This window comes from Phaeobacter sp. JH20_34 (assembly GCF_048056095.1).
GTDB lineage: Bacteria > Pseudomonadota > Alphaproteobacteria > Rhodobacterales > Rhodobacteraceae > Phaeobacter > Phaeobacter bryozoorum.
This window is the reverse complement of sequence record NZ_JAYMWT010000021.1, coordinates 162,745-189,040: the sequence shown is the minus strand read 5'-3', so window position 1 is coordinate 189,040 and position 26,296 is coordinate 162,745. Positions and strand designations below refer to the sequence as shown.

General features: G+C 62.2%; 21 protein-coding genes. 12 read left to right on the top strand and 9 right to left on the bottom strand.

Going from position 1 to position 26,296, the window contains the following annotated elements:
- Positions 1-127 precede the first annotated feature (127 nt).
- On the bottom strand, positions 128-1,828 hold the full coding sequence (locus VWZ81_RS15510) for a peptide ABC transporter substrate-binding protein (protein WP_416536791.1): 1,701 nt from the start codon (positions 1,826-1,828) through the stop codon (positions 128-130).
- Positions 1,829-2,157: 329 nt separating this feature from the next.
- On the opposite strand from VWZ81_RS15510, the gene VWZ81_RS15505 reads away from it, so the two are divergent.
- The 5 genes from VWZ81_RS15505 to VWZ81_RS15485 all read left to right on the top strand — a co-directional run bounded on the left by VWZ81_RS15505 (position 2,158) and on the right by VWZ81_RS15485 (position 8,984).
- Entirely contained in the window at positions 2,158-3,978 is a 1,821-nt protein-coding gene (locus VWZ81_RS15505) for an ABC transporter ATP-binding protein (RefSeq protein ID WP_340545092.1), read from the top strand.
- Positions 3,979-3,982: 4 nt separating this feature from the next.
- Positions 3,983-5,149 carry an acetylornithine deacetylase gene (gene argE / locus VWZ81_RS15500; RefSeq protein ID WP_416543631.1) on the top strand — a complete coding sequence of 389 codons (1,167 nt, stop codon included), beginning with the start codon at positions 3,983-3,985 and terminating at the stop codon, positions 5,147-5,149.
- Between the two features lie 241 nt (positions 5,150-5,390).
- Entirely contained in the window at positions 5,391-6,557 is a 1,167-nt protein-coding gene (locus VWZ81_RS15495; protein WP_416543632.1) for a M20 aminoacylase family protein, read from the top strand.
- Between the two features lie 10 nt (positions 6,558-6,567).
- Entirely contained in the window at positions 6,568-7,731 is a 1,164-nt protein-coding gene (locus VWZ81_RS15490) for a M20 aminoacylase family protein (RefSeq protein WP_416543633.1), read from the top strand.
- An 89-nt stretch (positions 7,732-7,820) separates the two neighbouring features.
- Entirely contained in the window at positions 7,821-8,984 is a 1,164-nt protein-coding gene (locus VWZ81_RS15485) for a M20 aminoacylase family protein (RefSeq protein ID WP_340545096.1), read from the top strand.
- Positions 8,985-9,068: 84 nt separating this feature from the next.
- Here the strand turns inward: VWZ81_RS15485 and VWZ81_RS15480 are convergent, their stop codons facing one another.
- From VWZ81_RS15480 to moaA, 3 genes are read right to left on the bottom strand one after another with little or no spacing between them, the layout of a single operon-like run.
- Positions 9,069-10,112 (bottom strand): glycosyltransferase family 4 protein, encoded by a 1,044-nt coding sequence (locus tag VWZ81_RS15480; RefSeq protein ID WP_416543634.1) that lies wholly within the window; start codon positions 10,110-10,112, stop codon positions 9,069-9,071.
- A gap of 13 nt (positions 10,113-10,125) precedes the next feature.
- On the bottom strand, positions 10,126-11,469 hold the full coding sequence (locus VWZ81_RS15475; RefSeq protein WP_416543635.1) for a 3-deoxy-D-manno-octulosonic acid transferase: 1,344 nt from the start codon (positions 11,467-11,469) through the stop codon (positions 10,126-10,128).
- Position 11,470: 1 nt separating this feature from the next.
- Positions 11,471-12,478 carry a GTP 3',8-cyclase MoaA gene (moaA, locus tag VWZ81_RS15470; protein WP_416543636.1) on the bottom strand — a complete coding sequence of 336 codons (1,008 nt, stop codon included), beginning with the start codon at positions 12,476-12,478 and terminating at the stop codon, positions 11,471-11,473.
- A 102-nt stretch (positions 12,479-12,580) separates the two neighbouring features.
- On the opposite strand from moaA, the gene VWZ81_RS15465 reads away from it, so the two are divergent.
- Positions 12,581-13,051, top strand: a complete 471-nt coding sequence (locus tag VWZ81_RS15465) for a hypothetical protein (RefSeq protein ID WP_416543637.1) — start codon at positions 12,581-12,583, stop codon at positions 13,049-13,051.
- Between the two features lie 117 nt (positions 13,052-13,168).
- Here VWZ81_RS15465 and VWZ81_RS15460 read toward each other — a convergent pair whose 3' ends face one another.
- From VWZ81_RS15460 to glmU, 3 genes are read right to left on the bottom strand one after another with little or no spacing between them, the layout of a single operon-like run.
- Entirely contained in the window at positions 13,169-13,888 is a 720-nt protein-coding gene (locus VWZ81_RS15460; RefSeq protein WP_416543638.1) for a DNA alkylation repair protein, read from the bottom strand.
- Positions 13,885-15,699: a glutamine--fructose-6-phosphate transaminase (isomerizing) gene (glmS, locus tag VWZ81_RS15455; RefSeq protein WP_416543639.1), complete on the bottom strand. Its 1,815-nt coding sequence runs from the start codon at positions 15,697-15,699 to the stop codon at positions 13,885-13,887. Before glmS ends, VWZ81_RS15460 begins: the two co-directional genes overlap by 4 nt.
- Positions 15,699-17,054: a bifunctional UDP-N-acetylglucosamine diphosphorylase/glucosamine-1-phosphate N-acetyltransferase GlmU gene (glmU, locus tag VWZ81_RS15450; protein WP_416543640.1), complete on the bottom strand. Its 1,356-nt coding sequence runs from the start codon at positions 17,052-17,054 to the stop codon at positions 15,699-15,701. The genes glmS and glmU overlap by 1 nt, the downstream gene beginning before the upstream one ends.
- A gap of 132 nt (positions 17,055-17,186) precedes the next feature.
- Here glmU and VWZ81_RS15445 point away from each other — a divergent pair, with 132 nt between their 5' ends.
- Together VWZ81_RS15445 and VWZ81_RS15440 are read left to right on the top strand one after the other, a co-directional pair.
- Positions 17,187-17,852 carry an HAD-IA family hydrolase gene (locus VWZ81_RS15445; protein WP_416536802.1) on the top strand — a complete coding sequence of 222 codons (666 nt, stop codon included), beginning with the start codon at positions 17,187-17,189 and terminating at the stop codon, positions 17,850-17,852.
- Positions 17,853-17,960: 108 nt separating this feature from the next.
- Positions 17,961-19,169 (top strand): DegT/DnrJ/EryC1/StrS family aminotransferase, encoded by a 1,209-nt coding sequence (locus VWZ81_RS15440; protein ID WP_340545105.1) that lies wholly within the window; start codon positions 17,961-17,963, stop codon positions 19,167-19,169.
- A gap of 21 nt (positions 19,170-19,190) precedes the next feature.
- On the opposite strand, the gene VWZ81_RS15435 is transcribed toward VWZ81_RS15440, so the two are convergent.
- Positions 19,191-20,255, bottom strand: coding sequence for a Hint domain-containing protein (locus VWZ81_RS15435; protein WP_416543641.1), 1,065 nt, complete (start codon positions 20,253-20,255; stop codon positions 19,191-19,193).
- A gap of 198 nt (positions 20,256-20,453) precedes the next feature.
- Here VWZ81_RS15435 and VWZ81_RS15430 point away from each other — a divergent pair, with 198 nt between their 5' ends.
- Positions 20,454-21,614: an isovaleryl-CoA dehydrogenase gene (locus VWZ81_RS15430; RefSeq protein WP_416540400.1), complete on the top strand. Its 1,161-nt coding sequence runs from the start codon at positions 20,454-20,456 to the stop codon at positions 21,612-21,614.
- Between the two features lie 152 nt (positions 21,615-21,766).
- On the opposite strand, the gene VWZ81_RS15425 is transcribed toward VWZ81_RS15430, so the two are convergent.
- Positions 21,767-22,369: an OmpW/AlkL family protein gene (locus tag VWZ81_RS15425; RefSeq protein WP_416543642.1), complete on the bottom strand. Its 603-nt coding sequence runs from the start codon at positions 22,367-22,369 to the stop codon at positions 21,767-21,769.
- Positions 22,370-22,518: 149 nt separating this feature from the next.
- Here VWZ81_RS15425 and VWZ81_RS15420 point away from each other — a divergent pair, with 149 nt between their 5' ends.
- From VWZ81_RS15420 to VWZ81_RS15410, 3 genes are all read left to right on the top strand, one after another.
- Positions 22,519-24,060: an AMP-binding protein gene (locus VWZ81_RS15420; RefSeq protein WP_416543643.1), complete on the top strand. Its 1,542-nt coding sequence runs from the start codon at positions 22,519-22,521 to the stop codon at positions 24,058-24,060.
- Complete coding sequence (locus VWZ81_RS15415; RefSeq protein WP_416543644.1) at positions 24,060-24,563, top strand: hypothetical protein; 504 nt, start codon at positions 24,060-24,062, stop codon at positions 24,561-24,563. Before VWZ81_RS15420 ends, VWZ81_RS15415 begins: the two co-directional genes overlap by 1 nt.
- Before the next feature lie 100 nt (positions 24,564-24,663).
- Complete coding sequence (locus VWZ81_RS15410) at positions 24,664-26,268, top strand: carboxyl transferase domain-containing protein (RefSeq protein ID WP_416543645.1); 1,605 nt, start codon at positions 24,664-24,666, stop codon at positions 26,266-26,268.
- Positions 26,269-26,296 lie beyond the last annotated feature (28 nt).

Below are 26,296 nucleotides of genomic sequence, written 5' to 3'. Positions count from 1 at the left end.
AATGGGGTGGAACTGGGCGGTCTTTTGCCTGAGATCCATTTCTGGCCGACGCAATGACGTCATTCGGACGTGAATGGCAAGAGGCCCCAGCGCGTTAACCGGGGCCTCTGCAGGCGTTTGACGCTGCTTACTCGGTGCGGTGCCAGTCAGCGGCGTTCCACAGTTCGCTGTCCCAGACGTTCAGATCCACACCGCCAAGGGTGTTGGAGCGCGCGGAGAGGCGACCACGGTGCACCAGCGGAATCATGCCACCTTTTTCGACAATGATGTCGTTCAGGCGCTTGGCGATTTCCGCGCGGGCTTCCAGACCTGCGGTCTGCGCCAGCTCTGCGTGCAGCTTGTCGAACTCTTCGTCACAGAAGCGGGAGATGTTCTCGCCCTGCCACTGGGTCTCGGGACGCGGTGCCTTGTCGCACAGACCGTTGCCCAGGTAGGACTGCGGATCGGTGCCATTGAAGGTGTTGGCGTACATTTCGACGTCAGCATAGAACTTCTGGAAGGTGTCGGGGGAACCCGGATCACCACCGAAGAAGACGGATGCGTTGATGTTGCGCAGCTCGGTTTCGATGCCGATTTCGCTCCACCACTGTTTGATCAGCGCCTGGAAGTCCTGACGCACAGCGTTGGTCGAGGTCTGATACAGGATCTTCATCGGCTTGCCATCGGGGGTTTCCCGTACGCCGTCGCCATTGGTGTCCTTGTAGCCTGCTTCGTCCAGCATGGCGTTTGCGCCTGCGATGTCCTGGGTGTCACAGGTCATCGAGTCGGAGTTGAAGGCCGCAGGTGCCGGTACCCAGTTACAGGTGACCTTACCAGCCTTGCCATAGCCGATTTCCACCAGCAGCGGGCGGTCGATGGCCATCGACATGGCTTTGTAGACCGCAGGATCGCTGAGGAACGGATGCGGGCGGATCACCGAACGCTCATCCGGGCCAAGTGCCGGATCGGGGTTGGTGTTGTTCAGCATGATGCGTTCGACCAGCGGGCCGAAGCCAGCAACTGGCACGCCTTTGCCGCCGGCTTCCATCTGGGCGACCACTTCGGGCGCCAGCTGAAGGTTCCAGGCGTAGTCGAATTCACCGGTTTCCATCACCGCACGGCCCGCAGCAGTTGCGTCGCCGCCCCCTTTGAACAGGAGCTTGGCAAAGGCCGGCTTGGCCGGGTCGCGGTAGTTGTTGTTGGCCGACATGGTGATCACGTCGTTGGGCTTGAACTCATCCACGACAAACGGGCCGGTGCCGATCGGGGCAAAGTTCGCTTCGGTACACTCAGGTGCCTTGGCGCCCAGGCATTCGGCAAATTGTGCCGCCTGAATGATCGGGCTTTCGCCGCCGACAAACGGGCCATAGGGGAAGGGGGTCGGCTTGTCGAAGGTGACCTTGACGGTCAGATCGTCAACGGCCTCGACATTGGTGACACCTTCGAATTTGGTCACCTGCGCGCAGCCGCCCTCGGGGTGCATACAGTATTCGGCGGTGAATTTCACGTCATTCGCGGTGAAGGGCGTGCCGTCGGACCACAGGATGCCGGGTTTGATTTTCCAGGTGATCGAGGTGAGGTCTTCGCTCACGCCGCCATTGTCGACGGTGGGAATGTCCTCAACCAGGTAGGGAACCATCTCACCTTGCGGGTCGTAGCGGGCCAGCGGCTCGATCACGAGGGAGGCGGACTCCACATCCTTGGTGCCACCCGAAAGGAAGGGGTTCAGGATCGAGGGCGCTTGCCAATAAATAATGTTAACCTGGCCGTCGGATCCCCGTTCGGCAAAGGCTGCGGGAGCAAGCGCGGCTGACGCAATTGCACCCAGCAAAAGGGTCTTGATTTTCATAATTCACTCCTTGTCGGACACGTATGTGCCTTCTTTATGACCGGGGCTTTGGCGCCCCGGAGATTTGCCACATCACTGCGGTCTGTGCGTTTGAGCACGCGCTATCTGCCGGGCAATGGCTGCGATCACGTTACCGCGATCATGGCTTGCAACCGGAGGCAGGCGTGGCTGCACTGAAGGTATCGAATACAGACTCCTGCCAAATTGCAAGACTTCCGTCGGAGAAAAAATCGCGCAGGGTTAGGAGGTGGGTTTGACGGGGTCAACGCAGGTGCGTACACATTTCTGTTAACGCCATCGAAAAAGAAGAACACGAAGGGGACGTCACGGTGCTGGATCAACCAATCGCGCAAATTAAGGGACTCCGGGTGGAGTTTCAGACAAAGGACGGTCCGGTTGTGGGGGTGAAGGATGTCTCCTTTGACATCAATCCCGGCGAAACCGTTTGCATCGTTGGCGAATCCGGGTCCGGCAAATCAGTGTCCTCGCTGTCGCTGATGCGGCTGGTTGAGTTCGGCGGCGGCGACATTACCTCGGGGCAGCTGCTGTTTGACCGTCGCGACGGCGAGGAGGTCGACCTCGGCAAGACCGATCAGGCGCTGATGAAACAGATTCGCGGCAATGAGATCGGGATGATCTTTCAGGAGCCGATGACCGCGCTCAACCCGGTGTTCACCGTTGGCCGTCAGCTGACCGAAGGGTTGCGGATCCACAAGAACCTCAACAAGAAACAGGCCGAGGCCCGTGCGCTGGAACTGCTGCGTGAGGTGCGGATCCCCGAGCCGGAGCGCCGCCTGAAACAATATCCACACGAACTGTCCGGCGGTATGCGCCAGCGGGTCGTGATTGCCATGGCCATGGCCTGCGAACCGCGCCTGCTGATCGCGGATGAGCCGACAACCGCGCTTGATGTGACCATCCAGGCCGAGATCCTGGCGCTGATGGACCGACTGAAGCGCGAGACCGGCACTGCGGTGATGTTCATCACCCACGACATGGCCGTCGTGGCGCAGATGGCGGATCGCGTTGTTGTCATGTATCGCGGCAACAAGGTCGAGGAAGGCACCGTCACCGAAATCTTCGAGAACCCGCAGCACGACTATACAAAGGCGCTGCTGGCCGCCGTTCCCAAACTGGGCGAGATGCGCGGCAAGGACTACCCGGAGCCGATGAAGCTGATGGGTGTGGAACAGCAGGAGATCAAGCCGATCAAGGGCAGCGACGAGGTGCTGCTGGAGGTGCGCAACCTGGTGACCCGCTTCCCGGTAAAAGGCGGCGTTCTGCGCCGCACCATAGCCAATGTTCACGCGGTGGAGGATGTCTCCTTCAAGGTGTTCAAAGGGCAGACGCTGTCGCTGGTCGGGGAATCCGGCTGCGGCAAGTCCACTGCCGGGCGGTCGATCCTGCGGCTGGTGGAGCCGCTGTCCGGGTCGGTGGAATTTGAAGGGCGCGATATTCTGGGTCTGAACCCGCGGGAGCTGCACAAGGCGCGCCTTGATATGCAGATGATTTTTCAGGATCCCTTTGCCTCGCTCAATCCGCAGATGCAGCTGCTGGATCAGGTGGCGGAGCCGATGCGCAACTATGGGCTTGCCTCCGGCTCCGAATTGCAGGACCGCGTCGCCAATCTGTTCGACAGGGTGCATCTGCCGCGCAGCTTCATGCGCCGTTATCCGCACGAAATGTCCGGCGGTCAGCGGCAGCGCATTGCCATCGCCCGCGCGCTTGCGCTCAACCCGAAACTGATTGTCGCGGATGAGGCCGTTTCGGCGCTGGATGTGTCGGTGCAGGCGCAGGTGCTTAACCTGATGATGGAACTGCAATCAGAATTGGGCCTGTCCTTCTTGTTCATCAGTCACGATATGGCGGTGGTCGAACGGGTCAGCCATCAGGTCGGTGTGATGTACCTTGGCCGTATCGTGGAACTGGGACCGCGGGCGCGGGTCTTTGAGAACCCGCAGCACGCCTATACGCAGGCCTTGATGAAGGCGGTGCCGATTGCCGATCCAAATCAGCGCAAATCGGAGAAGGACCTGAATTTCAAACCGATCCCATCGCCGATCCATGATCTGAACTACGAGCCGGAGCCATCGCAATATATCGAGGTGGAACCGGGGCATTTCGTTCTGACGACTGACAGCGGCTACTAAGGGTATGGCAGATCAGCTCAGCCCGCTGGAGATCATGACCAAGCTGATCTCCTTTCCCACTGTCAGCAGCGAAACCAACCTGCCGCTGGTGGATTGGGTTGAGGGCTATCTGGCACGCCACGGCATCACCGCGCATCGCTGGGTCGATCCCGAGCAGCCGCATAAAGCGGCGGTTTTTGCCCATGTTGGCCCCGAGGTCGAGGGGGCTGTTGTGCTCTCGGGGCACACGGATGTGGTGCCCATCGAAGGCCAGCCCTGGGACAGCGATCCCTTCACCGTGGTCGAGCGGGATGGCAAGTATTACGGGCGCGGCACCTGCGATATGAAAGGCTTTGACGCGCTGGCGATCTGGGCGCTGGTGGCCGCCCATTATCGCGGCGTCGCGCGGCCCTTGCAGCTGGCGCTCAGCTTTGACGAAGAAGTCGGATGCACCGGCGCGCCGCCCATGATTGTCGCGATGCAGGAGGTCCTGCCAAAAGGATCCTGTGTCATCGTTGGTGAGCCTTCGGTGATGCGACCGGTGACCGGGCACAAGGGCGGGATCGGCTACAGCACCCATCTGGTGGGTTTTGAGGTGCACAGCTCGCTCATGCACACCGGTGTCAGCGCCATCATGCAGGGCGCCCGGCTGATCGACTGGGCCAATGCCCGCAATGCCGAGAATATGGCCAAGGCGCCGGATGAGGTTGCAGCGCTGTTCACGCCTCCCTTTACCACCTGCCATGTCGGGATGATCAACGGCGGAACCGCGCATAATATCACCGCAAAGGACTGTCGCTTCGTGATGGATTTCCGCGTGGTGCCGGGCGAATCTGCCGCCGACTGGGAGGCCGCCTATCTGGCCAGGGTGCGTGAGGTTGAGGCGGAGATGCAGGCGATCCATCCCGACACCCGCATCGACGTCAGCAAGAAATTCAACGTTCCGGGGCTGGTCCCCGAGGTCGAGGGCGAGGCAGAGACGCTGGTGCGCTCGCTCACCGGGGATAATGGCACCCATGTGGTGAGCTATGGCACCGAGGCCGGACAGTTTCAGGAGGCGGGCTATTCCGCCGTGATCTGTGGCCCGGGTGACATTGCCCAGGCCCATCAGCCCAATGAATATATCGAGGTGTCGCAGTTCGACGCTGGCCACCACTTCATGCAGCAGCTGGTCGACCGGCTGGCATCCTGAGCCCAGAACAACGGCGCGTCGGCGGCAGCTGTTTGGGCTGATCGCGGCCTAAGGAGATCTGCTTGCACGTCGATACTTGATAAGGCAACTTTTCTGGCAGAGAGTGGCCGCAGACCCCGGAGGTTAGCGCTGTCGCCGGTCTGCACTGCCTGACTGAACGCGCATCGCCCAGGTGCAGGCTCAGTGCGCATCAGCCAGCGGTGCGGTTGGGGAACGACGGATCAAGTGTAGGGAGACACCCATGCCGATCAAGAATCGCCTGTCCGAAATGCACGCCGAAATCACCGGCTGGCGACGTCACCTGCATCAGATGCCCGAGCTGCTCTATGAGGTGCATAAGACAGCGGCCTTCGTCGAGGAAAAGCTACGCAGCTTTGGCATCACAGACATCACCACCGGGATTGGCCGCACCGGGGTTGTCGCTGTGATCGAGGGCAGGGCGAACACCTCTGGCCGGGTCATTGGCCTGCGCGCGGATATGGACGCGCTTCCCATCACCGAGGCGACCGGGCTGGACTATGCGTCGCAGACACCGGGGCTGATGCACGCCTGTGGCCATGATGGTCATACCTCTATCCTGCTCGGCACCGCCAAATACCTGGCCGAGACCCGCAATTTCGACGGCAAGGTTGTGCTGATCTTCCAGCCCGCCGAAGAAGGCGGCGCCGGGGGCAAGGCGATGTGTGACGATGGCATGATGGATCGCTGGAACATTCAGGAAGTCTATGGCCTGCACAATGCTCCGGGGATTCCTGTGGGCGAATTTGCCATCCGGTCCGGGCCTCTGCTTGCCTCCTCCGATGAGTTCGAGATTAGGGTGACTGGGGTCGGCGGCCATGCAGCAACCCCGCATGAGGCGATTGATACCACGCTGGTCGCGGCACAGATCGTGGTCTCGCTCCAGTCTATCGTGGCGCGCAATATCGACCCGCTGAAACGTGTGGTGCTGACCGTTGGCACATTTGAGACAGACAGTACCGCCTCTAATGTCATTGCCCATACTGCGCGTCTGCAGGGGACGGTGCGGACGTTGGAAACGGAGTGCCGCGGTCAGGCCGAGACCCGTGTGCGCCGCATTGCCGAGGATATCGCCTCTGCCTATGGCGCCCATGCCGAGGTCATCTGGACGCCGGGCTATCCGGTCACCGTAAATACTGAGGCTGAGACCGGATACGCGGTTGAGGCCGCGCGCGCTGTTGCGGCCAAGGTCAGCGATGACACCGACCCGATCATGCCCTCCGAAGACTTCGCCTATATGCTGGAAGAACGTCCGGGCGCCTATATCTTCCTCGGCAATGGGGACACCGCCATGTGCCACCACCCGGCCTATGATTTCGACGATGAGGCAATTCCGCTCGGATGTAGCTGGTTTGCCGAACTGGTCGAACGACGTCTGCCCGCAGCCTGAGGATTATCCGATGCCCGTGAAGAACCGCTTTGCCGAAATGCACGCTGAAATCACCGCCTGGCGTCGGGATATCCACCAGCACCCCGAAATTCTGTATGAGACGCACCGCACCAGCGCGCTGGTTGCCGAGAAACTGCGGGCCTTTGGCTGCGACGAGGTGGTGACCGGTATTGGCAGGACCGGGGTTGTCGGGGTGATCCGGGGGCGCAGCGACACGCAGGGCCGCGTGATCGGCCTGCGGGCCGATATGGATGCACTTCCTATGGCGGAGGATACCGGCCTGCCACATGCGTCGAAGATCGACGGGGCAATGCACGCCTGCGGCCATGACGGTCATACTGCGATGTTGCTCGGGGCTGCGAAATATCTGGCGGAGACGCGCAATTTCGATGGTGCGGCGGTGGTGATCTTTCAGCCCGCAGAAGAGGGCGGCAACGGTGCGGAGGCCATGTGCAAGGATGGGCTGATGGACCGTTTCGGCATCGACGAAGTCTATGCCATCCACAATTCGCCGGGGCTGGAGCTGGGCCAATTCGCGCTGCGGCCCGGCCCAATTCTGGCATCGGTCGACGAGTTTATCATCCGTCTTCAGGGGCGCGGCGGCCATGCTGCCAAACCGCAGGAAACCGTCGATACCACGGTGATGATGTGTCAGCTGATCACCGCCCTGCAATCCATCGTGTCGCGGAACGTCGATCCGGTGATGCAGGCAGTTCTATCGGTCACCTCGGCAGAAACGTCATCGAAGGCCTATAACGTCATTCCCGACCGGGCCGAGGTAAAGGGCACCATTCGCACCCATTCTCCGGACGTTCGGGCGCAAATCCAGGAACGGCTGCGCGCGGTGACTGCCGGTATCGCGCAGAGCTTTGGCGGTTCGGCGGAGGTGGAGTTCGTGAACGGCGTGCCGGTGACCATCAATGACGCTGCCGCAACCGAATATGCCCATGCGGCTGCGGTTGCTGTGGCCGGTCGTTGCGCGGAGGTGCCCCTGGCGATGGGGGGCGAGGACTTCTCCTTTATGCTGGAGGAACGCCCCGGTGCGATGATCCGCGTCGGCAATGGTCCCTCTGCTGGGCTGCATCACCCGGCCTATGATTTCAACGATGACGCAATTCCCAGCGGATGCAGCTGGTTTGTCACCCTGATTGAGCAGCGGCTGCCGCTGCCCTGACGGGCAGGCGCGCTGCGCCCTGATCCAATTACCCGAATACGGCGCAGACCATGACGGTCGGCGCATTGAGCAAAAAAGAGGATATTATCATGCCTGTGAAGAACCGCTTTGCCGAACTGCAAGAGGAAGTCACCGCCTGGCGCCGTGACATTCATGAAAACCCCGAAATCCTGTTCGAGACCCATCGCACCAGCGCTCTGGTCGCTGAGAAGCTGAAAGAATTCGGCTGCGACGAGATTGTCACCGGCATTGGCCGGACCGGTGTTGTGGGCGTGATCAAGGGCAAGTCTGACAGCTCCGGCAAGGTCATCGGTCTGCGCGCCGATATGGACGCGCTGCCGATCCATGAGCAGACCGGTCTGGATTATGCCTCCAAAACCGATGGCGCGATGCATGCCTGTGGCCATGACGGCCATACTGCGATGCTGCTGGGGGCGGCCAAATACCTGTCTGAGACCCGCAATTTCGACGGTACTGTCGTGGTGATCTTCCAGCCCGCCGAAGAAGGCGGCGGCGGCGGCAAGGAAATGTGCGACGACGGCATGATGGATCGCTGGAATATCCAGGAGGTCTATGGGATGCATAACTGGCCGGGTCGGCCGGTTGGATCCTTTGCGATCCGCCCGGGTGCTTTCTTTGCAGCGACGGACCAGTTCGACATCACCTTTGAAGGGCGCGGTGGCCATGCCGCAAAGCCGCAGGAAACCATCGACACCACCGTGATGACGGCGCAGGCGGTGCTGGCGCTGCAAACCATCGCCTCGCGCAATGCAGACCCGGTGCATCAGATCGTTGTGTCCGTAACCTCCTTTGAAACCTCCTCCAAGGCGTTCAATGTGATCCCGCAGAGTGTCCAGATCAAAGGCACCGTGCGTACGATGTCGGGCGATATGCGGGATCTTGCGGAGAAGCGCATCAAAGAGATCTGTGCCGGTGTGGCAGCGACCTATGGCGGCACGGCTGAGGTGACCTATCACCGCGGCTACCCGGTGATGGTCAATCATGAAGAACAGACCGAATTTGCAGCCAAAGTGGCCCGCGACATCTCCGGCAGCTGCGATGACGCGCCGCTGGTGATGGGGGGCGAAGACTTTGCCTTCATGCTGGAAGAGCGCCCCGGTGCCTATATTCTGGTCGGCAACGGCGATACCGCCGCCGTGCACCACCCGGAGTACAACTTCAACGATGAGGCGATCCCGGCGGGCTGTAGCTGGTGGGCCGAAATCGTCGAGCAGCGCATGCCTGCTGCCTGATCAGCCCGTCATCCAGTCGGTGACCTGCTTGCCTGTCCCATCGGGGCAGGCAATTTGCGTTCTCGCCGGGGGAGGGGAGCTGGATCAGCCTGCGGACCAGAGGTCCTGATAGACCGCGTCAATCCCATCGGCCTCGGCGCTTGCGCTAAAGGCCGTTACCGCGAGGTCACGCCCGGCGCGCCCGAAATCCAGCAGCTGATCGGGTGTCGACAGCAGGCGATCTGCCGCTGCCGCCGCGGCCTCGGCAGCTCCCAGCGGCACCACCGTCCCAACCGTTCCCTGTGCGGAGAACGCGCGGTAGTAGCCTGTGTCTGACCCGACAAAGGGGACGCCGCTTGCCAGCCCCTCCAGCGGAGCCATGCCATAGCCCTCATAGCGCGGCAGCTGCATCACCAAGGACAGCGCCCGTATCACACGCGGCAGATCGCCAGCCGGAATTTCACCCGGAAAAAGAATGCGATCGCCAAGGCCAGCCGCCGCAATCCGGGCCTGCAGTCCCTTCAGAAAGCCCTGATGCTCCCGCGCGGCGCGGCCGACCACCAGAGCCACCAGACCGGGGTGATCCGGCAGCAGGCGCAGCATGGCGTCCACGAATAGATCGGTGCCCTTCTCGGGGCGAATGCGCCCGATGGTGGCAATCCCCTGCTGGCCTCCATACCCCATCGCGGCCCAGGCGGAACTGCGGTTTTCCGCCGGTGTGAACAGATCTGTATCGACGCCATGTGGCACCACCGCGCGGACATGCGGGACATAGGCCGCTGCGGCCTCGGTGGTTGCGATCACAGCGTCCATGCGCGAGATCAGCCAGCGCGGAAAGGCCGAGTGGCGCCGCTGCGCCGCCGAGGTGAAGACAATGCGGATGGGCAGGCGCAGGACGTCGCGTGCCCAGATCGCCGCACGCATTTCGGTGTTGCGCCTCACATGCCAGATGGCAAAGGGTTTGGCGGGATCATGCCTGCGTGAGGCCGCGCGGGCAGCGGCGATGCTGATGGGGTCCGGGCAGCCGGGCAGGGGGCGTCCGACCAGCGCCATATCATAGCGGCCCGCCTGCTGACGGATCACATTGGCGGCGGTTGCCGAGACGCCGGTGAAGTTGCGATTGAAATTGGTGACAAGAAGGTCGGCCATCTGCGGGTCCCGTTCAATGGGGCTGGCTGGCGGGCGACAGCGCCAGATTGTCGATCAGCAGATCAACCACGCCATCAAGCGCTGCCGCCTGTGCCGCGACCACGCCCCGCGCCGCGTTGCGCGCTGCGTTGAGGGCGGCATCATCAACCATCCAGTGGCTTACGGCACCTGCTAGCCCCTTGGCATCATTGACCTCGACCGCGCCGCCCGCGCTGATCAACGGCGGATAGGTCTCGGCGAAGTTGGAGTATCCCGGACCCGTGATCACGGCAGCGCCTGCCTGTGCCACCTCAAAGGGGTTATGGCCGCCGATGGGCGCAAGGGAGCCACCAAGAAACACGATGGGCGACAGCGCATACCAGGTGCCGACTTCGCCCAATGTGTCGGCAAGATAGACCTGGGTATCCGCTGTCAGCGGCTGACCGGCGCTACGGCGCGCAACGCTGAGGCCTGCCTGCTCGATCAGCGCGATGATGTCCTCGGCTCGTTCCGGGTGGCGGGGGGCCAGCAGCAGGCAGATGTCCGGGTCCTCGGCCAGCAGCGCCTTATGCGCGGCGATCACGGTCTCTTCCTCGCCCCGGTGCGTGGAGCTGGCCACCCAGAGCGGGCGCTCGCCAAGCTCTGCGCGGACCGCATCAAGGGCCGCCTGATCGACGGGCAGTGGAGCGGAACCGGCCTTGAGGTTGCCGCTGGGATGGACTTTGTCCGGTGCGGCGCCCAGCTCGATCAGGCTTTCCCCCATCTGCGGGTTCTGGCTGAGCAGCAGATCAAACTTCTGCATCACAAACGCCGCGGTGGCCGGTTTCGATTTCCACCGCGCCACAGACCGGGCCGAGAGGCGGGCATTGACCAGCGCGAGCCGCACAGCAGTCTGTTCAGCGGCATGGAGCGTTACCGGCCAAAGCTCGCTTTCGACAAAAAGCGCTGCATCGGGCTGCCAATGGCGCAGGAACCGATCGACCGGGGCGGTGGCATCCAGCGGGGCGAACTGGTGGCGACAGTTGGCGGGCATACGCTTAGCCATCATCTCAGCCGAGCTGGCGGTGCCGGAGGTCAGCAGAAACTCCGCGCCGGGCAGCCGTGGGGCCAGTTTGTCAACCAGGCTGAGCGCTGCGAGGCTTTCACCGACCGATGCCCCGTGCAACCAAAGCAGAGGCGCAGGCCTGCCGTCCGGTCCGCGTGGGGTCGGGCGCGGCTGGCTGGCATAGCCCAGACGCTCGCGCTGCCGTGTGGGAGAAACGCCATGGTCGGCGAGCTTGCCCGCCACCTTGCGAAACGCGAATGGTGCCAGCAGCGCAGTGACGCCACGGTAGAGGTGAAACAGCAGCGTCGGCGCGCTGGTCCTGCGGCTGGCCATGTCAGCCGCCGGTATGGCTCATGTGGCGTGGCATCTGCCCGTCCAGTTTTTGCCGGGAATAGTCGAAATCATGGCCCTTGGGTTTGAGCGTGATCGCAGCCCGTATGGCCGCTTCCAGCGCCTGATCATCCTCGGGGTGATCCCGTAGCGGCGCGCGCAGGTCCGCCATGTCTTCCTGCCCCAGGCACATGTATAGCTCACCGGTGCAGGTCAGGCGCACCCGGTTGCAGCTTTCGCAGAAGTTATGCGACAGCGGCGTGATAAATCCGATCTTCTGGCCGCTCTCCTCCAGGCGGACATAGCGCGCCGGTCCGCCGGTCCGTTCGGTCAGATCAGTGACGCTGTAGTGATCCTCATAGGCGCGGCGCACGTTTTTCAGCGACCAATATTGACCCAGTCGGTTTTCATTGCCGATATCGCCCATCGGCATGACCTCGATCCAGGTCAGATCCATATCGCGCTCGGCGCACCAGCGGGTGATGGCGGGCAGCTCGTCCTCGTTGAAGCCTTTCAGGGCAACAGCGTTGATCTTGATCCGCAGCCCGGCCTTCTGGGCCGCATCAATCCCGCGCAGCACCTGGGGCAGGCGGCCCCAGCGGGTGATCTCGGCAAATTTGGCCTCGTCGATGGTGTCGAGCGAGACATTCACCCGCCGCACACCGGCATCATAAAGATCCTGCGCGTATTTTTCCAGCTGCGAGCCATTGGTGGTCAGCGTCAGCTCCTTCAACGCCCCGCTTTCCAGATGCCGGGTCATGGCGCGGAAGAAAGTCATGATGCCCCGGCGCACAAGTGGCTCACCACCGGTGATCCGCAGTTTCTCAACACCAAGATTGACGAAGGTCGAACACATGCGATCCAACTCTTCCAGTGTCAGAAGATCCTTCTTCGGCAGGAAGGTCATGTTTTCGGACATGCAGTAGACGCAGCGAAAATCGCAGCGGTCGGTGACCGAAACGCGCAGATACGTAATGGCGCGGGCGAAGGGATCGATGAGTGGCGCTGTCATTCTTCTTAGGTAAAGCGGGGCGGCGCTTGCGGCAAGGGCTGAGTTTGGCCGAACCCGGGATTGCCGCTGGCAAAGCCGTGAGCGCGGAGCTAGTGTCGCGATATGCGTTATTCTGTTTTGATCCTGTCGTCTGTCGTGCTGCTTGGAGCCTGTGGCCAATTGCAGTGGAATTCCTCGGTTCTGGGTGGGGGTAGGCCCTCTGGCCCGGTTGGTGATCCGGTCAGTGATACGGCCGCTACGGTCCCGCTGGCGCCGGGTGTCGAACAGACACCGCTGGACGCTGCTAACGGTTCGGTTGCCCCGGTCGGCGCGGCTGCGGGCTATACCGGGCGCGCCTCAACCGTGGCCAGCCTCGGGGATCCCTCGCAGCCCGGCCTGTGGATGGACACGCCTTTGGTCGATAGTGCGCAGGTGGCGCGCGTGCGCTCGCCTCGGGGCACCGAGGTCACGCTGACTCTGCGTCCAATCGGTGGAGACACCGGCGCCGGAAGTCGGCTTTCGATTGATGCGATGCGCGCACTTGGGCTGCCGCTGACGGAGCTGGTCGAAGTTGAGGTGCTGCCTGCCGCCTGATCGGCCCTGAGGTTGTCACCTCCGGCGAGCCCCCCCAAAAAAGAAATGGCGCGAAGGATAGCTCCTGCGCGCCTATTTTGTTGGTAACAGCTGTTGCGAGTTTCCTGCCTGCGCGGTTCAGTCGGCGTGACTGGCAGCGGGCAGATGTTTGGCCGCTTCCTTGCGGGCAAAGGGCTTCATCGCTGCGCCATGTTCGGCAAGGAATGCGCGGGTGCGCTCAGCGTCATGTTTGCTCAGATCGCGCAGCCACCAGGCGATGGATTTCTGAATGAACCAGTTGCGATCCGGCACGTAGCCAGCGGCCCAGCCGAGGATCCGCTCGCGTGCGGCCAGTTCTTCAGCTTTTGGGTTGGGCAGCTTGGCCCAGGGCAGGGTGGCAACCAGGGCTGCCCGGCGGGTCCACATGTGATCAGAGCCGGTCCAGCCCTCGACGATATCCAGACGTGCGGGCGCAGCCTGAAGGCGTTTCTGGATGGCCGAGGCTGCGTGGTCTGCAATGGCCCAGCTGTCAAAATCCGGCAGCCAGCTTTGCAGCAGGTCCCAGACCGGTGCGTCGTCCCTGATCCGCGCCTGTGTCAGCAGCTTTGCCGCCGCGATGCGCGCCTCGAACACATCGCTGGCCCAGAGCTCCTGCGCCAGCGCGCAGCGCGCGGCAACCCCATCGTCGCCCGAACTCAGCTGCTTGCGCCACTCCTGGCTCAGGCTGTTGATGGTGGGATTCGGAACCCCCAGCACAACGCGCTTCTGCTTGTGATAGCTGGCCATCTGAGCCGCGCGCGCAGGCTCGGCGGCGCTCTCCAGCGCGGCGAGTGCCACCTCCAGTGTCAGATCGCTCATTCCACCGTCACCGATTTTGCGAGATTGCGGGGCTGGTCCACATCGGTGCCCTTGGCGATCGCGGTGTAATAGGCGATCTGCTGCGCCGGCACCGCATAGAGGATCGGGGCCAGCGCATCGGGTACCTGCGGCATCACGATCACCTCATGGGTGCCATCACCGGCGATCTTGGCGCCTTCGGTGTCGGTCACCAGGATCACCTTGCCCCCGCGTGCCATGACCTCCTGCATGTTTGACACTGTCTTGTCGAACAGTGCATCACGCGGCGCCAGAACCACCACCGGCACCTTCTCGTCAATAAGCGCGATGGGGCCGTGTTTCAGCTCGCCGCTGGCGTAGCCTTCGGCATGGATATAGCTCAGCTCCTTGAGCTTCAACGCGCCTTCCAGCGCCAGCGGATAGAGCTGCCCCCGCCCGAGGAAGATGATATCCCGTGCCTTCGCCAGCCCGCGTGCCGTAGCGGTGATCTGCTTGGCGCCCGTCAGTGACTGGTTGATCAGACCGGGCAGCGCGCGCAGATCGTCGGGCATTCCGGCAGGCAGGGCGATGCCGCGCTGTTGGGCCGCCCGCAGGGCGAGCAGCAGCAGGATGGTCAGCTGGCAGGTAAATGCCTTGGTCGAGGCAACAGAGATTTCCGGGCCGGCGTGCAGCGGCAGAAGCACATCGCTTTCCCGCGCGATGGAGCTTTCGGGGACATTGACCAGCCCCACGATCTGCTGCGCCTTGCCGTCCATGTAGCGCAGGGCGGCCAGGGTGTCGGCGGTCTCTCCCGATTGTGACACAAACAGCGCCATCGTCTTCTCCGACACCGGCGGCTCGCGGTAGCGGAACTCAGAGGCGACATCGACTTCGACCGGCATCCGGGCGATCTGTTCGAACCAGTATTTCGCAACCATACAGGCATAATAGGCGGTGCCACAGGCCACCATGGTCAGCCGCTCGATCCTGGTGAAGTCCAGCTCGGACGGCAGCGCCAGCTGGCCATCCTCGCTCAGATAGGCTTTCAGCGCGCGGTCAATGGCAACCGGCTGTTCGGCGATTTCCTTGGCCATGAAATGCTTGTGGCCGTCCTTGTCGACGCGCGCATTTGCCAGCTGGATCTGGCGTTTTTCGCGGTTGGCGATGGCGCCGCGCTGGTCCCAGATATCGAGGCTGGTCCGCGTCAGTACCGCAAAATCGCCTTCTTCCAGATAGGTGATCTGGTCGGTGAACGGAGCCAGCGCTATCGCGTCCGACCCGACGAACATTTCGCCCTCGCCCTCGCCATGGCCGATGGCAAGCGGCGAACCCTTGCGGGTGGCGATCATCAGATCCTCTTCGCCCTCAAACAGGAAGGCCAGGGCAAACGCTCCGTCCAGACGCGACACGGTTTCGCGCGCCGCTTCGACCGGGGACTTGCCGTCGCTGATCAGCGCCTCGCAGAGCAGGGCGACGGTTTCGGTATCTGTCTCGGTCTCAAAGGTGATGCCTTTCTGACCCAGCTCCACACGCAGCTCTTTGAAGTTCTCGATGATGCCATTGTGGACAACGGCAACCCTGCCGGCCCGATGCGGGTGGGCGTTGCTGACCGTCGGCGCCCCATGGGTGGCCCAGCGGGTATGGCCGATACCGGATTTGCCGCGCAGCGGTTCATGAACAAGAAGATCGGAAAGGTTCACCAGCTTTCCCACCGCACGGCGGCGGTCCAGCGCGCCGTCACTGACGGTGGCGATCCCGGCGCTGTCATAGCCGCGGTACTCCAGCCGCTCGAGAGCCTTGACCAGGATTGGGGCCGCTTCATGATTGCCAAGAACGCCGACGATGCCACACATTATTCGGCTCCTTTGCCAAGACGGGCCTTCTTGGCGCGCAGCATGTCCATCAGCTTGCGCGCCCGCCCGGGTTTGTTCTGTTGCTCGGCGCGCGCAATGGCCAATGCGCCGTCCTCGACGGATTTCGTGATCACGGCTCCGGTCGCGGTCATGGCCTGATTGCCGACGCGCACCGGGGCCACCAGCATGGTGTTGGACCCGATAAAGGCACCGGCTCCGATTTCGGTCCGGTGTTTCATCACGCCGTCGTAGTTGCAGGTGATCGTTCCCGCGCCGATATTGGTACCGGCACCAACGCTGGCATCGCCGATGTAGCTGAGGTGGTTGACCTTGGCGCCCTCGGCAATTTCAGCATTCTTGATCTCAACGAAATTGCCGATGTGGGTGTTCTCTGCCAGCTCTGCACCGGGGCGCAGGCGGGCATAGGGGCCGACCTTGGAGCCGCGCGAGATATGGCAGCCCTCAAAATGTGAAAATGACCGGATGAAGACGCCGCTTTCGACCGTGACATCGGGGCCGAAGACTACATTGGGCTCGATGATCGTGTCGCGGCCGATGACGGTGTCAAAGGCCAGATAGACCGTCTCCGGATCCATCAGCGTGACGCCATCCTCCATCAGCGCGGCACGTGCACGGCGCTGGAAAATGCGGTCGGCTTCGGCCAGATCCGCGCGGGAATTGATGCCAAGGGTCTCGGCCTCATCGCAGGAGACCGCAGTGACCCGAAGCTCATCGGCGCAGGCCAGCTCCACAAGATCAGTGAGATAATATTCGCCGGAGGCATTGGCGCTGTCGACACGGTCAATCAACGCAAACATCTGCGCCGCATTGCCGACCATCAGCCCGGAATTGCAGAAATCAATCGCGCGCTCGGCCTCGGTTGCGTCCTTGTATTCGACAATACGTTCCAGGCTGTCGCCATTCATGACCAGGCGGCCATAGCGTGCCGGATCAGCTGCGGTGAAGCCCAGAACCACCAGATCGGCGTTCTGCCGTGCGGCGATCATATGTTCCAGCGTTTCGGCACTGACAAAGGGCGTGTCGCCATAAAGCACGACGATATCGCCCTCGAAACCGGTCAGTGCCTCACGCGCCTGCGCGACGGCATGAGCTGTGCCAAGCTGTTCTTCCTGAACGACAATTTCGACATCTTCGTCGATATCGGCCAGGGCTGCCCGTACATAATCCGCGCCGTGGCCGGCCACCACGATGGTGCGCTCGGGGGCCAGCGCGCGACCGGCGGACAGCGTATGTTCCAGCATCGGGGCGTGGGCAATGGGATGCAAAACCTTGGGCAGGTCGGAGTTCATCCGGGTGCCTTTGCCTGCGGCCAGAATGACGAGGGCGGTGCTCATGTGATGTTTTCTCTTTGTCTTTTCAGCGCCCCCGTTTTATCCGCTAACAGCAGGCGCGCAAGGCAAAGCGCCATCAAACAAGGTTGCGGCTTGCAACAAGCGGTGGCGGAAACGCGCCGAGGGAGGGCAGATATGCGAACTGTTATCTTCGATCTCGATGGTACTTTGGCGGATACATCCGGTGATCTTCTGGCTGCGGCGAATGCCTGTTTCCGTCAGATGGGACTGGGGAATCTGCTGTCCTTGCCACGGGATGCTGCGGTTGCCCTGCGCGGCGGCAAGAGCATGTTGACCACCGGGCTGAAACGCGCCGGGGAGTATCGTGAAGAAACCGTCGAGGAATACTATCCGCGGCTTCTGGAGTATTACCGCGATGCGATTGACCATCACACGGTGTTGTATCCGGGCGCCATGGCGGCGGTGGAGCAGTTGAAAACCGACGGGTTCCGGGTGGGGATCTGCACCAACAAGCCGGAGGCGCTGGCGGAGAAGCTGATGCAGAGTCTGGGCGTACGTGATGCGTTCCACTCTCTGGTCGGGGCGGATACGCTGCCGGTGCGCAAGCCTGACCCGGAGCCGCTGCGGGAGGCTGCCCGGCGGGCCGGGGGTGATCCTGAGCGTACAATTCTGATCGGTGATACGGACACCGACCGCAAGACCTCGGCAGCGGCCGGGGTGGCCTCGGTGCTGGTGACCTTTGGTCCGTCCGGCGACGACCTTGAGGCGCTGCGCCCCGAGGCGCTGTTACAGCGTTTTGAGGATCTTCCGGCACTGGCGGCCCGCTTGCTGCCTCTTTGATGTCAGGCGATGTCGTCCGGGCGATGTCGTCGTGACATCGTCGCCGTATTCTCGGGTGGTTCCATGGCAGGGCTTGACCTCCTGTGATCAGGGGCAGACAAAAACACCATGACAGAGATATTCAGCGGTAGCTTTACCCAGCAGGAACCCATCCCCGAAGATGCCATCGAAGCCGCCGTCGCGGTGATGCGCCACGGACGCCTGCATCGCTACAATGTGGTAGCGGATGAGGCGGGCGAGGTAACCCTGCTGGAAGAGGAATTTGCGGCACAGATGGGCGCGCCCTATGCCCTGGCCGTGGCGTCGGGGGGCTATGCGCTGGCAACCGCCCTGCGCGCGGTCGGGGTGCGGCCCGGCGACAGGGTGCTGACCAATGCCTTCACCCTCGCGCCGGTACCGGGGTCGATTGCCGCTGTTGGCGCACAGCCCGTCTATGTCGGGGTAACCGAAGCGCTGACCCTTGATCTTGAGGATCTTGAGCGTCAGCTGGCGGCGGATGGTCACCCAAAGGTTCTAATGCTGTCACATATGCGGGGGCATCTTTGCGATATGGATCGGTTGATGGCCATCTGCGATGCTGCGGGCGTCACCGTGATCGAGGACTGCGCCCATACCATGGGCGCGCGGTGGAACGGGGTTCTGTCCGGCCGTCATGGCGCTGTCGGCTGCTATTCCTGCCAGACCTATAAGCACGTCAACTCGGGAGAGGGTGGTCTGATGATCACCTCGGACCCCGAAATCGCGGCCCGCGCCATCATGCTGTCGGGGTCTTATATGCTCTACTCACGGCATCGGGCTGCGCCCGGACCTGAGGTGTTCGAACGGATCAAATATGAAACCCCCAATATTTCGGGCCGTATGGACAACCTGCGCGCTGCGATCCTGCGCCCGCAGCTGCGGCAACTGGACCAGCAGGTGCAGCGCTGGAACGAACGCTATCAGCAGATCGAGACAGGGCTGCGAGACACGCCCGGCCTGCAGGTCGTCGAACGCCCGCAAGCGGAGCTATATGTCGGCTCCTCCATCCAGTTCCTGCTGCTGGACTGGTCGGCTGACAAGATCCGTGAGGTGCTGCGCCGGTGCAGCGCTCGCGGAGTCGAACTCAAATGGTTTGGTGCGGCTGAGCCGGTCGCATTCACCTCCCGCTATGACAGCTGGCGCTACGCGGCGGCACCGGCAATGCCCGCAAGTGATCGTGTGCTGCACGGGATCATCGACATGCGGGTGCCATTGACCTTCTCGCTTTCCGACTGTGCGCAGATCGCGCGCATCATCCGGGCTGAGGTGGCGGCGGTGTTCCAGGCCGGAGAGCGCTGACGGGTCGGCTGGCTGCTCGGCTCAGATAGGATCCACGACAGCGCGATTGTTTTTGCCGATCCGTTCCAGAAGCCGCTTTTGTCTGGGCTGTGGCGGGATGGGTCTGGCGCTGGCAGGGCCGTGCTGCGCCGCGCCTACCAGATCCGGAAACAGCTGTTTCAACTCCTGCCGCGCGGCGGGGGAGAGGGCGGCCAGCGACGGTTCGGTGACCAGCAGGCTTTCGCTGGGGGCACCATTGGCGAGAACGATCTCGTGGTTGTCGAACAGCATGTGGAAATAGGCGATGCCCTCCTGCGGTGCGGATACATAGATCCCCGGCAGGGCCGTAAGGCGAATGGCCGGGATCAGCACCTCGAATAGGCCAAACATGCGCTGCGCCACGCGTGATCGGATCAGCATCCGATGCTGCCGCGAGACCAGCAGCGGTTTCTTGGGCAGTCCCGGCCCGAGGGCGCCGGCCTCGATCCGCACCGGGCGGAGCCTGGGGTCGTCCCTCATCTCGTTCGCCGAGACACGCCGCCTGCCAATCCAGCGCAGCGGCTTCAGCCCGTCCTCAGTCATGACCATGTCGCCCGGCGTGAGGGTTTCGATGGCGCGGGGACCGTCGGACGTTTCGATCAGGGTGCCATTGCAGAAGCATACCAAGAGCGAGATATTGTCGACGATCGCGCCGAGACTATCGTCGCTGCCAAGTTCGGTCAGGCGCAGCGTGTAGTCTCCGGGGCTGGTGAAGTTCACATTCAGGCTGGCCTGGGTAAAGCTGCTGGTGGTCGGCAGCACCGACATGGAGGCGATAACGGCTCCGCTCGCATCCAGAATTTCGACGGTAAATCCCTCGGTGCCCGCCTGACTCAGCGAGGCAGTGCGCAGGGCGGCGTCCAGCGTCAGCGTGGTCTGGATCGGAGCAGTGACGGTAAAACTCTGCTCCATCACGGTGGTCTGGCCGGATTGACCGTCCATTTCGGCCACGCGATTGGATGAGCCATTCCCGAGATAGGCGCTCTCGGTATTGCTGGCCTCCAGGTCGGTGCCGCTCCAATTGGCGGAGCCGCTGTCAAATGTTCCGTTGATGATCAGATTTTGCATCGCGCCGGGCCTCTGCCTGCTTTTGGTAAACAATGCGTTAATCGCAAAGTAAGGCGCCAGTGTGGCAATCGCACCGCCGTGGCGGCGGGTATGTGCAGATTATTTCTGCACCCTGAGGTGTCATCTTATTGACTGAAGGCCAGGGATGTGGCTATTAATGAACAACTGTTCAATAACCGGCGACTTCGGGAGAAAACGATGTTTAACGCAAGCATGACCTTTGATCTGGGCGAAGATGTGAATGCCCTGCGCGACATGGTGCACCGCTGGGCGCAGGAGCGCGTCAAGCCAATGGCGCAGGAGATTGATCAGAAAAACGAATTCCCCGCCGAGCTATGGCAGGAGATGGGTGAGCTGGGATTGCTGGGTATCACCGTGCCTGAGGAATTCGGCGGTGCCGGCATGTCCTATCTGGCCCATACCGTCGCGGTTGAGGAGATCGCCCGGGCCAGCGCCTCGGTGTCGCTGTCTTATGGCGCGCATTCGAATCTCTGCGTCAATCAGATCAAGCTCAACGGCAATGCCGAACAAAAGGCAAAATACCTGCCGCGGCTGATTTCCGGCGAACACGTCGGCGCGTTGGCCATGTCCGAGGCAGGCGCCGGTTCCGATGTCGTCTCGATGAGCCTGCGCGCGGAGAAGCGCAATGATCACTACCGCCTGAACGGCAATAAATACTGGATCACGAACGGTCCCGATGCCGACACGCTGGTGGTCTATGCCAAGACCGACCCCGAAGCGGGATCCAAGGGGATCACAGCCTTCCTGATCGAAAAGGAATTCAAGGGCTTCTCGACCTCGCCGCATTTTGACAAGCTGGGGATGCGCGGCTCCAACACCGCCGAACTGGTATTCGAAGACGTCGAGGTCCCATTTGAGAATGTGCTGGGTGAAGAAGGCAAGGGCGTGCGCGTCCTGATGTCTGGTCTCGACTATGAGCGCGTCGTTTTGGCGGGCATCGGCACTGGCATCATGGCCGCCTGCATGGATGAGATGATGCCCTACATGAAAGAACGCAAACAATTCGGCCAGCCGATTGGAAACTTCCAGCTGATGCAGGGCAAGATCGCCGACATGTATACCGCGATGAACACCGCGCGGGCTTATGTCTACGAAGTGGCAAAAGCCTGCGACAAGGGGACCGTGACCCGCCAGGATGCCGCCGCCTGCTGTCTTTACGCCTCTGAGGTGGCCATGACGCAGGCGCATCAGGCGGTGCAGGCCTTTGGTGGGGCGGGCTATCTCTCCGACAACCCGGTGGGCCGTATCTTCCGGGATGCCAAGCTGATGGAGATTGGCGCGGGCACCTCGGAGATCCGCCGGATGCTGATCGGCCGCGAGCTGATGGGCCAGATGTAAGCCCGCACCGGGGCAGATGCCCCGGGTGACTGCTGTCTTGCGGCTTGGTGATGCAACACGCCTGCAAGGCGCAAGACAGAGAAAGCGGCGCCCCATAAGGTGCGCCGCCTCTCCCTGAACCACTCGTTCTAATCAGTTACTCGTCAAAGGGATCAGAAACGGTGAACGTAGCCAAACCCAACAGTGATCGGATCAATCTCGGCGGTGCCGATCTTGGTGCCGTTCAGGGTCACATCGGTTTCGATATCCATGTAGCGGACGTTCACCCGCAATGCGCCACGATCCGAGATCTGCCAGTCGGCGCCAAGGTTCAGTGCCAGCCCGACGCTGTCATCAAGCGAAATAACCCCCGCGGGCGAGCTTTCCTCAAAGAAGGTCGTGTAGTTGATACCAACGCCGACAAAGGGTTTGAACTTAGTCTGCGTCGGGAAGTGATAGTTGACCGACAGGGTCGGCGGCAGATGCTTCGTAGTCGCGGTATAGGCGCCGTTCAAAGAAATATCATGTTCGAACGGGCTGGCGGCCAGAAGTTCAATCCCGATGTTGTCGCGGATGAAGTACTCCGCGGTGAAGGTCAGAGCAGTATCGTCGTCAATCGTGGCAGCAGCACCGGCGAGCGTGCCATTGTCGGATTTCGGATTGACGTTGGCGATGCCGATGCCAAGGGTCCAATCCCCCTGGGACTGGGCAAGGGCGGGGCCGGCCAGGGCTGCCAGTGCAGCGCTAAGAGCCAGGGCGGAAACCATACGGGTCATTGGGACTATCCCTCTTCTTTCGTGTACGGGGGATCTATGCGCTCATCCGCCGGGTGTTACACTGATCTGGATCAAACCCGCGCGGGCTTTCCCCTTGGGAATGCAGTGAAAAAACGCATGGCGGCCATGCAACCTGCGAGGGGCTGTTAATGATCAAGCAGACGACATATCCCGGGTTGACGGCCGCAGGCGGCTGGGCGTTTCCTGCGCGCCTCAACATGGCTGAACAAGCTCTAGACCACCCGGACGATGCGCTTGCGCTGATTGATCTCACAACCGCAGACCGCCGGGATGTGACCTACGGGATGCTGCGTGGACAGGTGGACCTGCTGGCCCGCCACCTGTCGGCGCAGGTCGCCCCCGGAGATCGTGTCGGTGTACTGCTGAGCCAGTCTGTCGGCTGCGCCGTTGCGCATCTGGCGATCTGGAAGATTGGTGCCATCTCGGTGCCGTTGTTCAAGCTGTTCCAGCAGGATGCGCTGGCCTCACGCATCGGCGATGCCGGATTGAACCTTGTGCTGACCGATACGGCTGGGGCCGCCCAGCTGGGTGAGCTGGCACAGCCGCTTCTGGTGGAGGAGGTCCTGACCGAAACCCCGGCGCACAATGGCGATCTGCTGCCCTATGTCGAAACCACCCCGGAGACGCCAGCGGTGTTGATCTACACCTCCGGCACCACAGGCAGCGCCAAGGGGGCATTGCACGGGCACCGGGTTTTGTCGGGCCATCTTCCCGGTGTTGCGATCAGCCATGATCATCTCGGCCAACCTGGCGATTGCCTCTGGACCCCTGCGGACTGGGCCTGGATCGGCGGTCTGTTCGATGTGCTGATGCCGGGTCTGGCGCTGGGCGTCCCTGTTGTCGCCGCACGGTTGGACAAATTTACGCCGGAGGCTTGCGCCGACATCATCCGCCGGGGGGACGTGCGCAACGTCTTCTTCCCGCCGACCGCATTGCGCCTGCTGAAGGCGGCGGGGCAGGGGCTCGACGGTCTGCGCTCGGTCGCGTCTGGTGGAGAGCCCCTGGGCGCAGAGATGCTCGCCTGGGGCCAGCGGAGCCTGGGCGTGACCATCAACGAATTCTACGGTCAGACCGAATGCAATATGACGGTTTCCTCCTGCGCCGCTGATTTCCCGGTCCGTCCGGGCTGTATTGGCAGGCCGGTTCCGGGGTGCGTGGTCGAGGTGATCGACGCCGACGGCACCCCCACGCTTGCTGAGGGCGATGTCGCCGTGCGCCGGGGTGCTGCGTCGATGATGCTTGAATACTGGAATCGCCCCGACGCGACGGCTGAAAAATTTCATGGCGACTGGCTGGTCACCGGGGATCGCGGCATCTGGGAGGGTGACTATCTGCGCTTTGTGGGCCGCGAGGATGATGTCATTACCTCCGCTGGCTATCGCATCGGCCCAGCGGAGATTGAGGATTGTCTGATGACCCATCCGGCGGTGGCAACCGTGGGTGTGGTGGGTAAGCCGGACGAGCTGCGCACCGAAATCGTGAAGGCCTATGTGGTGCTGAAACCCGGCCATTCGCCGTCCGAGAAAGATCTGCAGGACTACGTCAAATCCCGTCTGGCAAAGTATTCTTACCCACGCGAAGTGGAGTTCTTGGATGCCCTACCAATGACCGTGACCGGCAAGGTCATCCGCAAGGAACTGAAGGCGCGGGCAGCGGGGGAGATGAACTGATGAAACAGCCGCTCCTTTCCTTTCTTGCAGCCTGTGCTTGCGCTTTAGGCGCGCCCTTTCCTTTTACTGCGGCAAGTGAGGAAACCCCCGTTTTTGATACAGCCGGTTTTCTGAGCGCTTGCTCTGGATTTGTCCCCGATGTTGGCTTTGCGGTGCCCATGGACACCCAATACGTCTCGCAGGCCGTCCGCATGTGCAACACGAGCCAAGAAAACAAGGCTTTACAGTACTGTGTTGAAAGCGCTGCGGCGTGGTTGGAGGCGGACGGAGCACGCATCGTTAGCCTGATGCCCGGCTTCGACAAAAGTGTTCTTGATGGCAGCGGGCCTGCAGGTCTGTCCCTGCCAATTCCTGCCTTCGGTGAGGTTCCCGATTGCACCAAGGTTTCGGACCCCAATCTGCCGTCTGACGTAGCGTGCCGCTATTCGGAGGCGCTTTTGGAATGGCTCAAACTAAGAATTCTGATGCGCGGTGAGAAAATGACCGGTGAGGCAAGCCAATGACTTTAGGTATTGCTTACCCGGCGTACGCTGCCCCAACCAGAACCAATAAGTCTTCCTGTATGACGGGACACAGCCTAACCCCAACAATGGGAGAGTGGACATGAAACTCACATCCAAGGCGATGCCTTCCTCGGAAGGCTTCAAACAGAACCGTGCGGCGCATCTGGACGCGCTCGCGCAGATCAGCGAGGCAGCCGAGGCCGCGCGCATGGGGGGCGGCGAGAAGTCCCGCGCCCGCCACGAGAGCCGCGGCAAGATGCTGCCGCGCCGCCGGGTGGCGAACCTCTTGGACCCCGGCTCCCCGTTTTTGGAGATCGGCGCCACTGCGGCGCACGCCATGTATGACGGTGCTGCTCCTGCGGCGGGCGTGATCGCGGGCATCGGTCGGGTTCACGGCCAGGAGGTCATGGTGGTCTGCAACGACGCCACCGTGAAGGGCGGCACCTATTACCCGATGACGGTGAAGAAGCACCTTCGCGCGCAGGAGATTGCCGAGGAAAACCGTTTGCCCTGCATCTACCTGGTCGACTCGGGTGGTGCCAACCTGCCCAACCAGGACGAGGTATTCCCCGACCGTGACCACTTCGGGCGCATCTTCTACAATCAGGCGCGGATGTCGGCCAAGGGCATCCCGCAGATTGCCGTCGTCATGGGCTCCTGCACTGCGGGCGGTGCCTATGTGCCGGCGATGTCGGATGTCACCATCATCGTGAAGGAGCAGGGCACCATCTTCCTCGCGGGCCCGCCGCTGGTGAAGGCCGCCACGGGCGAGGTGGTCAGCGCCGAGGATCTGGGTGGCGGCGATGTGCACACGCGCCTCTCCGGTGTGGCGGATTACCTCGCCGAGGATGACGCCCATGCGCTGGCACTGGCGCGGCGCGCGGTGCAATCGCTGAATATCACCAAGCCGTTGACAGTGAACTGGGCCAGCCCAGAGGACCCCGCCTACGACCCCGAGGAAATCCTCGGCGTGGTGCCGGGCGATCTGCGCACGCCTTATGACATCCGCGAGGTGATTGCGCGGCTGGTCGATGGCTCGCGCTTTGATGAGTTCAAGCCGCGCTTTGGCGAGACCCTTGTGACCGGCTTTGCCCATGTGAAGGGCTGCCCGGTCGGCATCATCGCCAACAACGGTGTCCTGTTCTCCGAAGCCGCCCAGAAAGGCGCGCATTTCGTGGAGCTGTGCTCCCAGCGCAAGATCCCGCTGGTGTTCCTGCAGAACATCACCGGCTTCATGGTCGGCCGCAAATACGAAAACGAAGGCATTGCCCGCCACGGCGCCAAGATGGTGACAGCGGTGGCCACCACCAATGTGCCGAAGGTTACGATGCTGGTTGGCGGCTCCTTCGGTGCCGGCAATTACGGCATGTCGGGCCGCGCCTATTCCCCGCGTTTCCTGTGGACCTGGCCGAATTCCCGTATCTCGGTGATGGGTGGCGAGCAGGCGGCGGGCGTGCTGGCGACAGTGAAACGCGACGCGATCGAACGTATGGGCGGCAGCTGGAGCACTGAGGACGAGGCCGAGTTCAAACGCCCCACCATCGAGATGTTCGAGGAGCAGAGCCACCCGCTTTACGCCTCGGCGCGGCTTTGGGACGACGGCATCATCGACCCGCGCAAGAGCCGCGACGTGCTGGCCCTGTCGCTGAGTGCCGCCCTGAACGCCCCGATCGAAGAGACCAAATTCGGCGTCTTCCGGATGTAAGCGCCCCGCGTTTCTTCTGGCCCAAAAT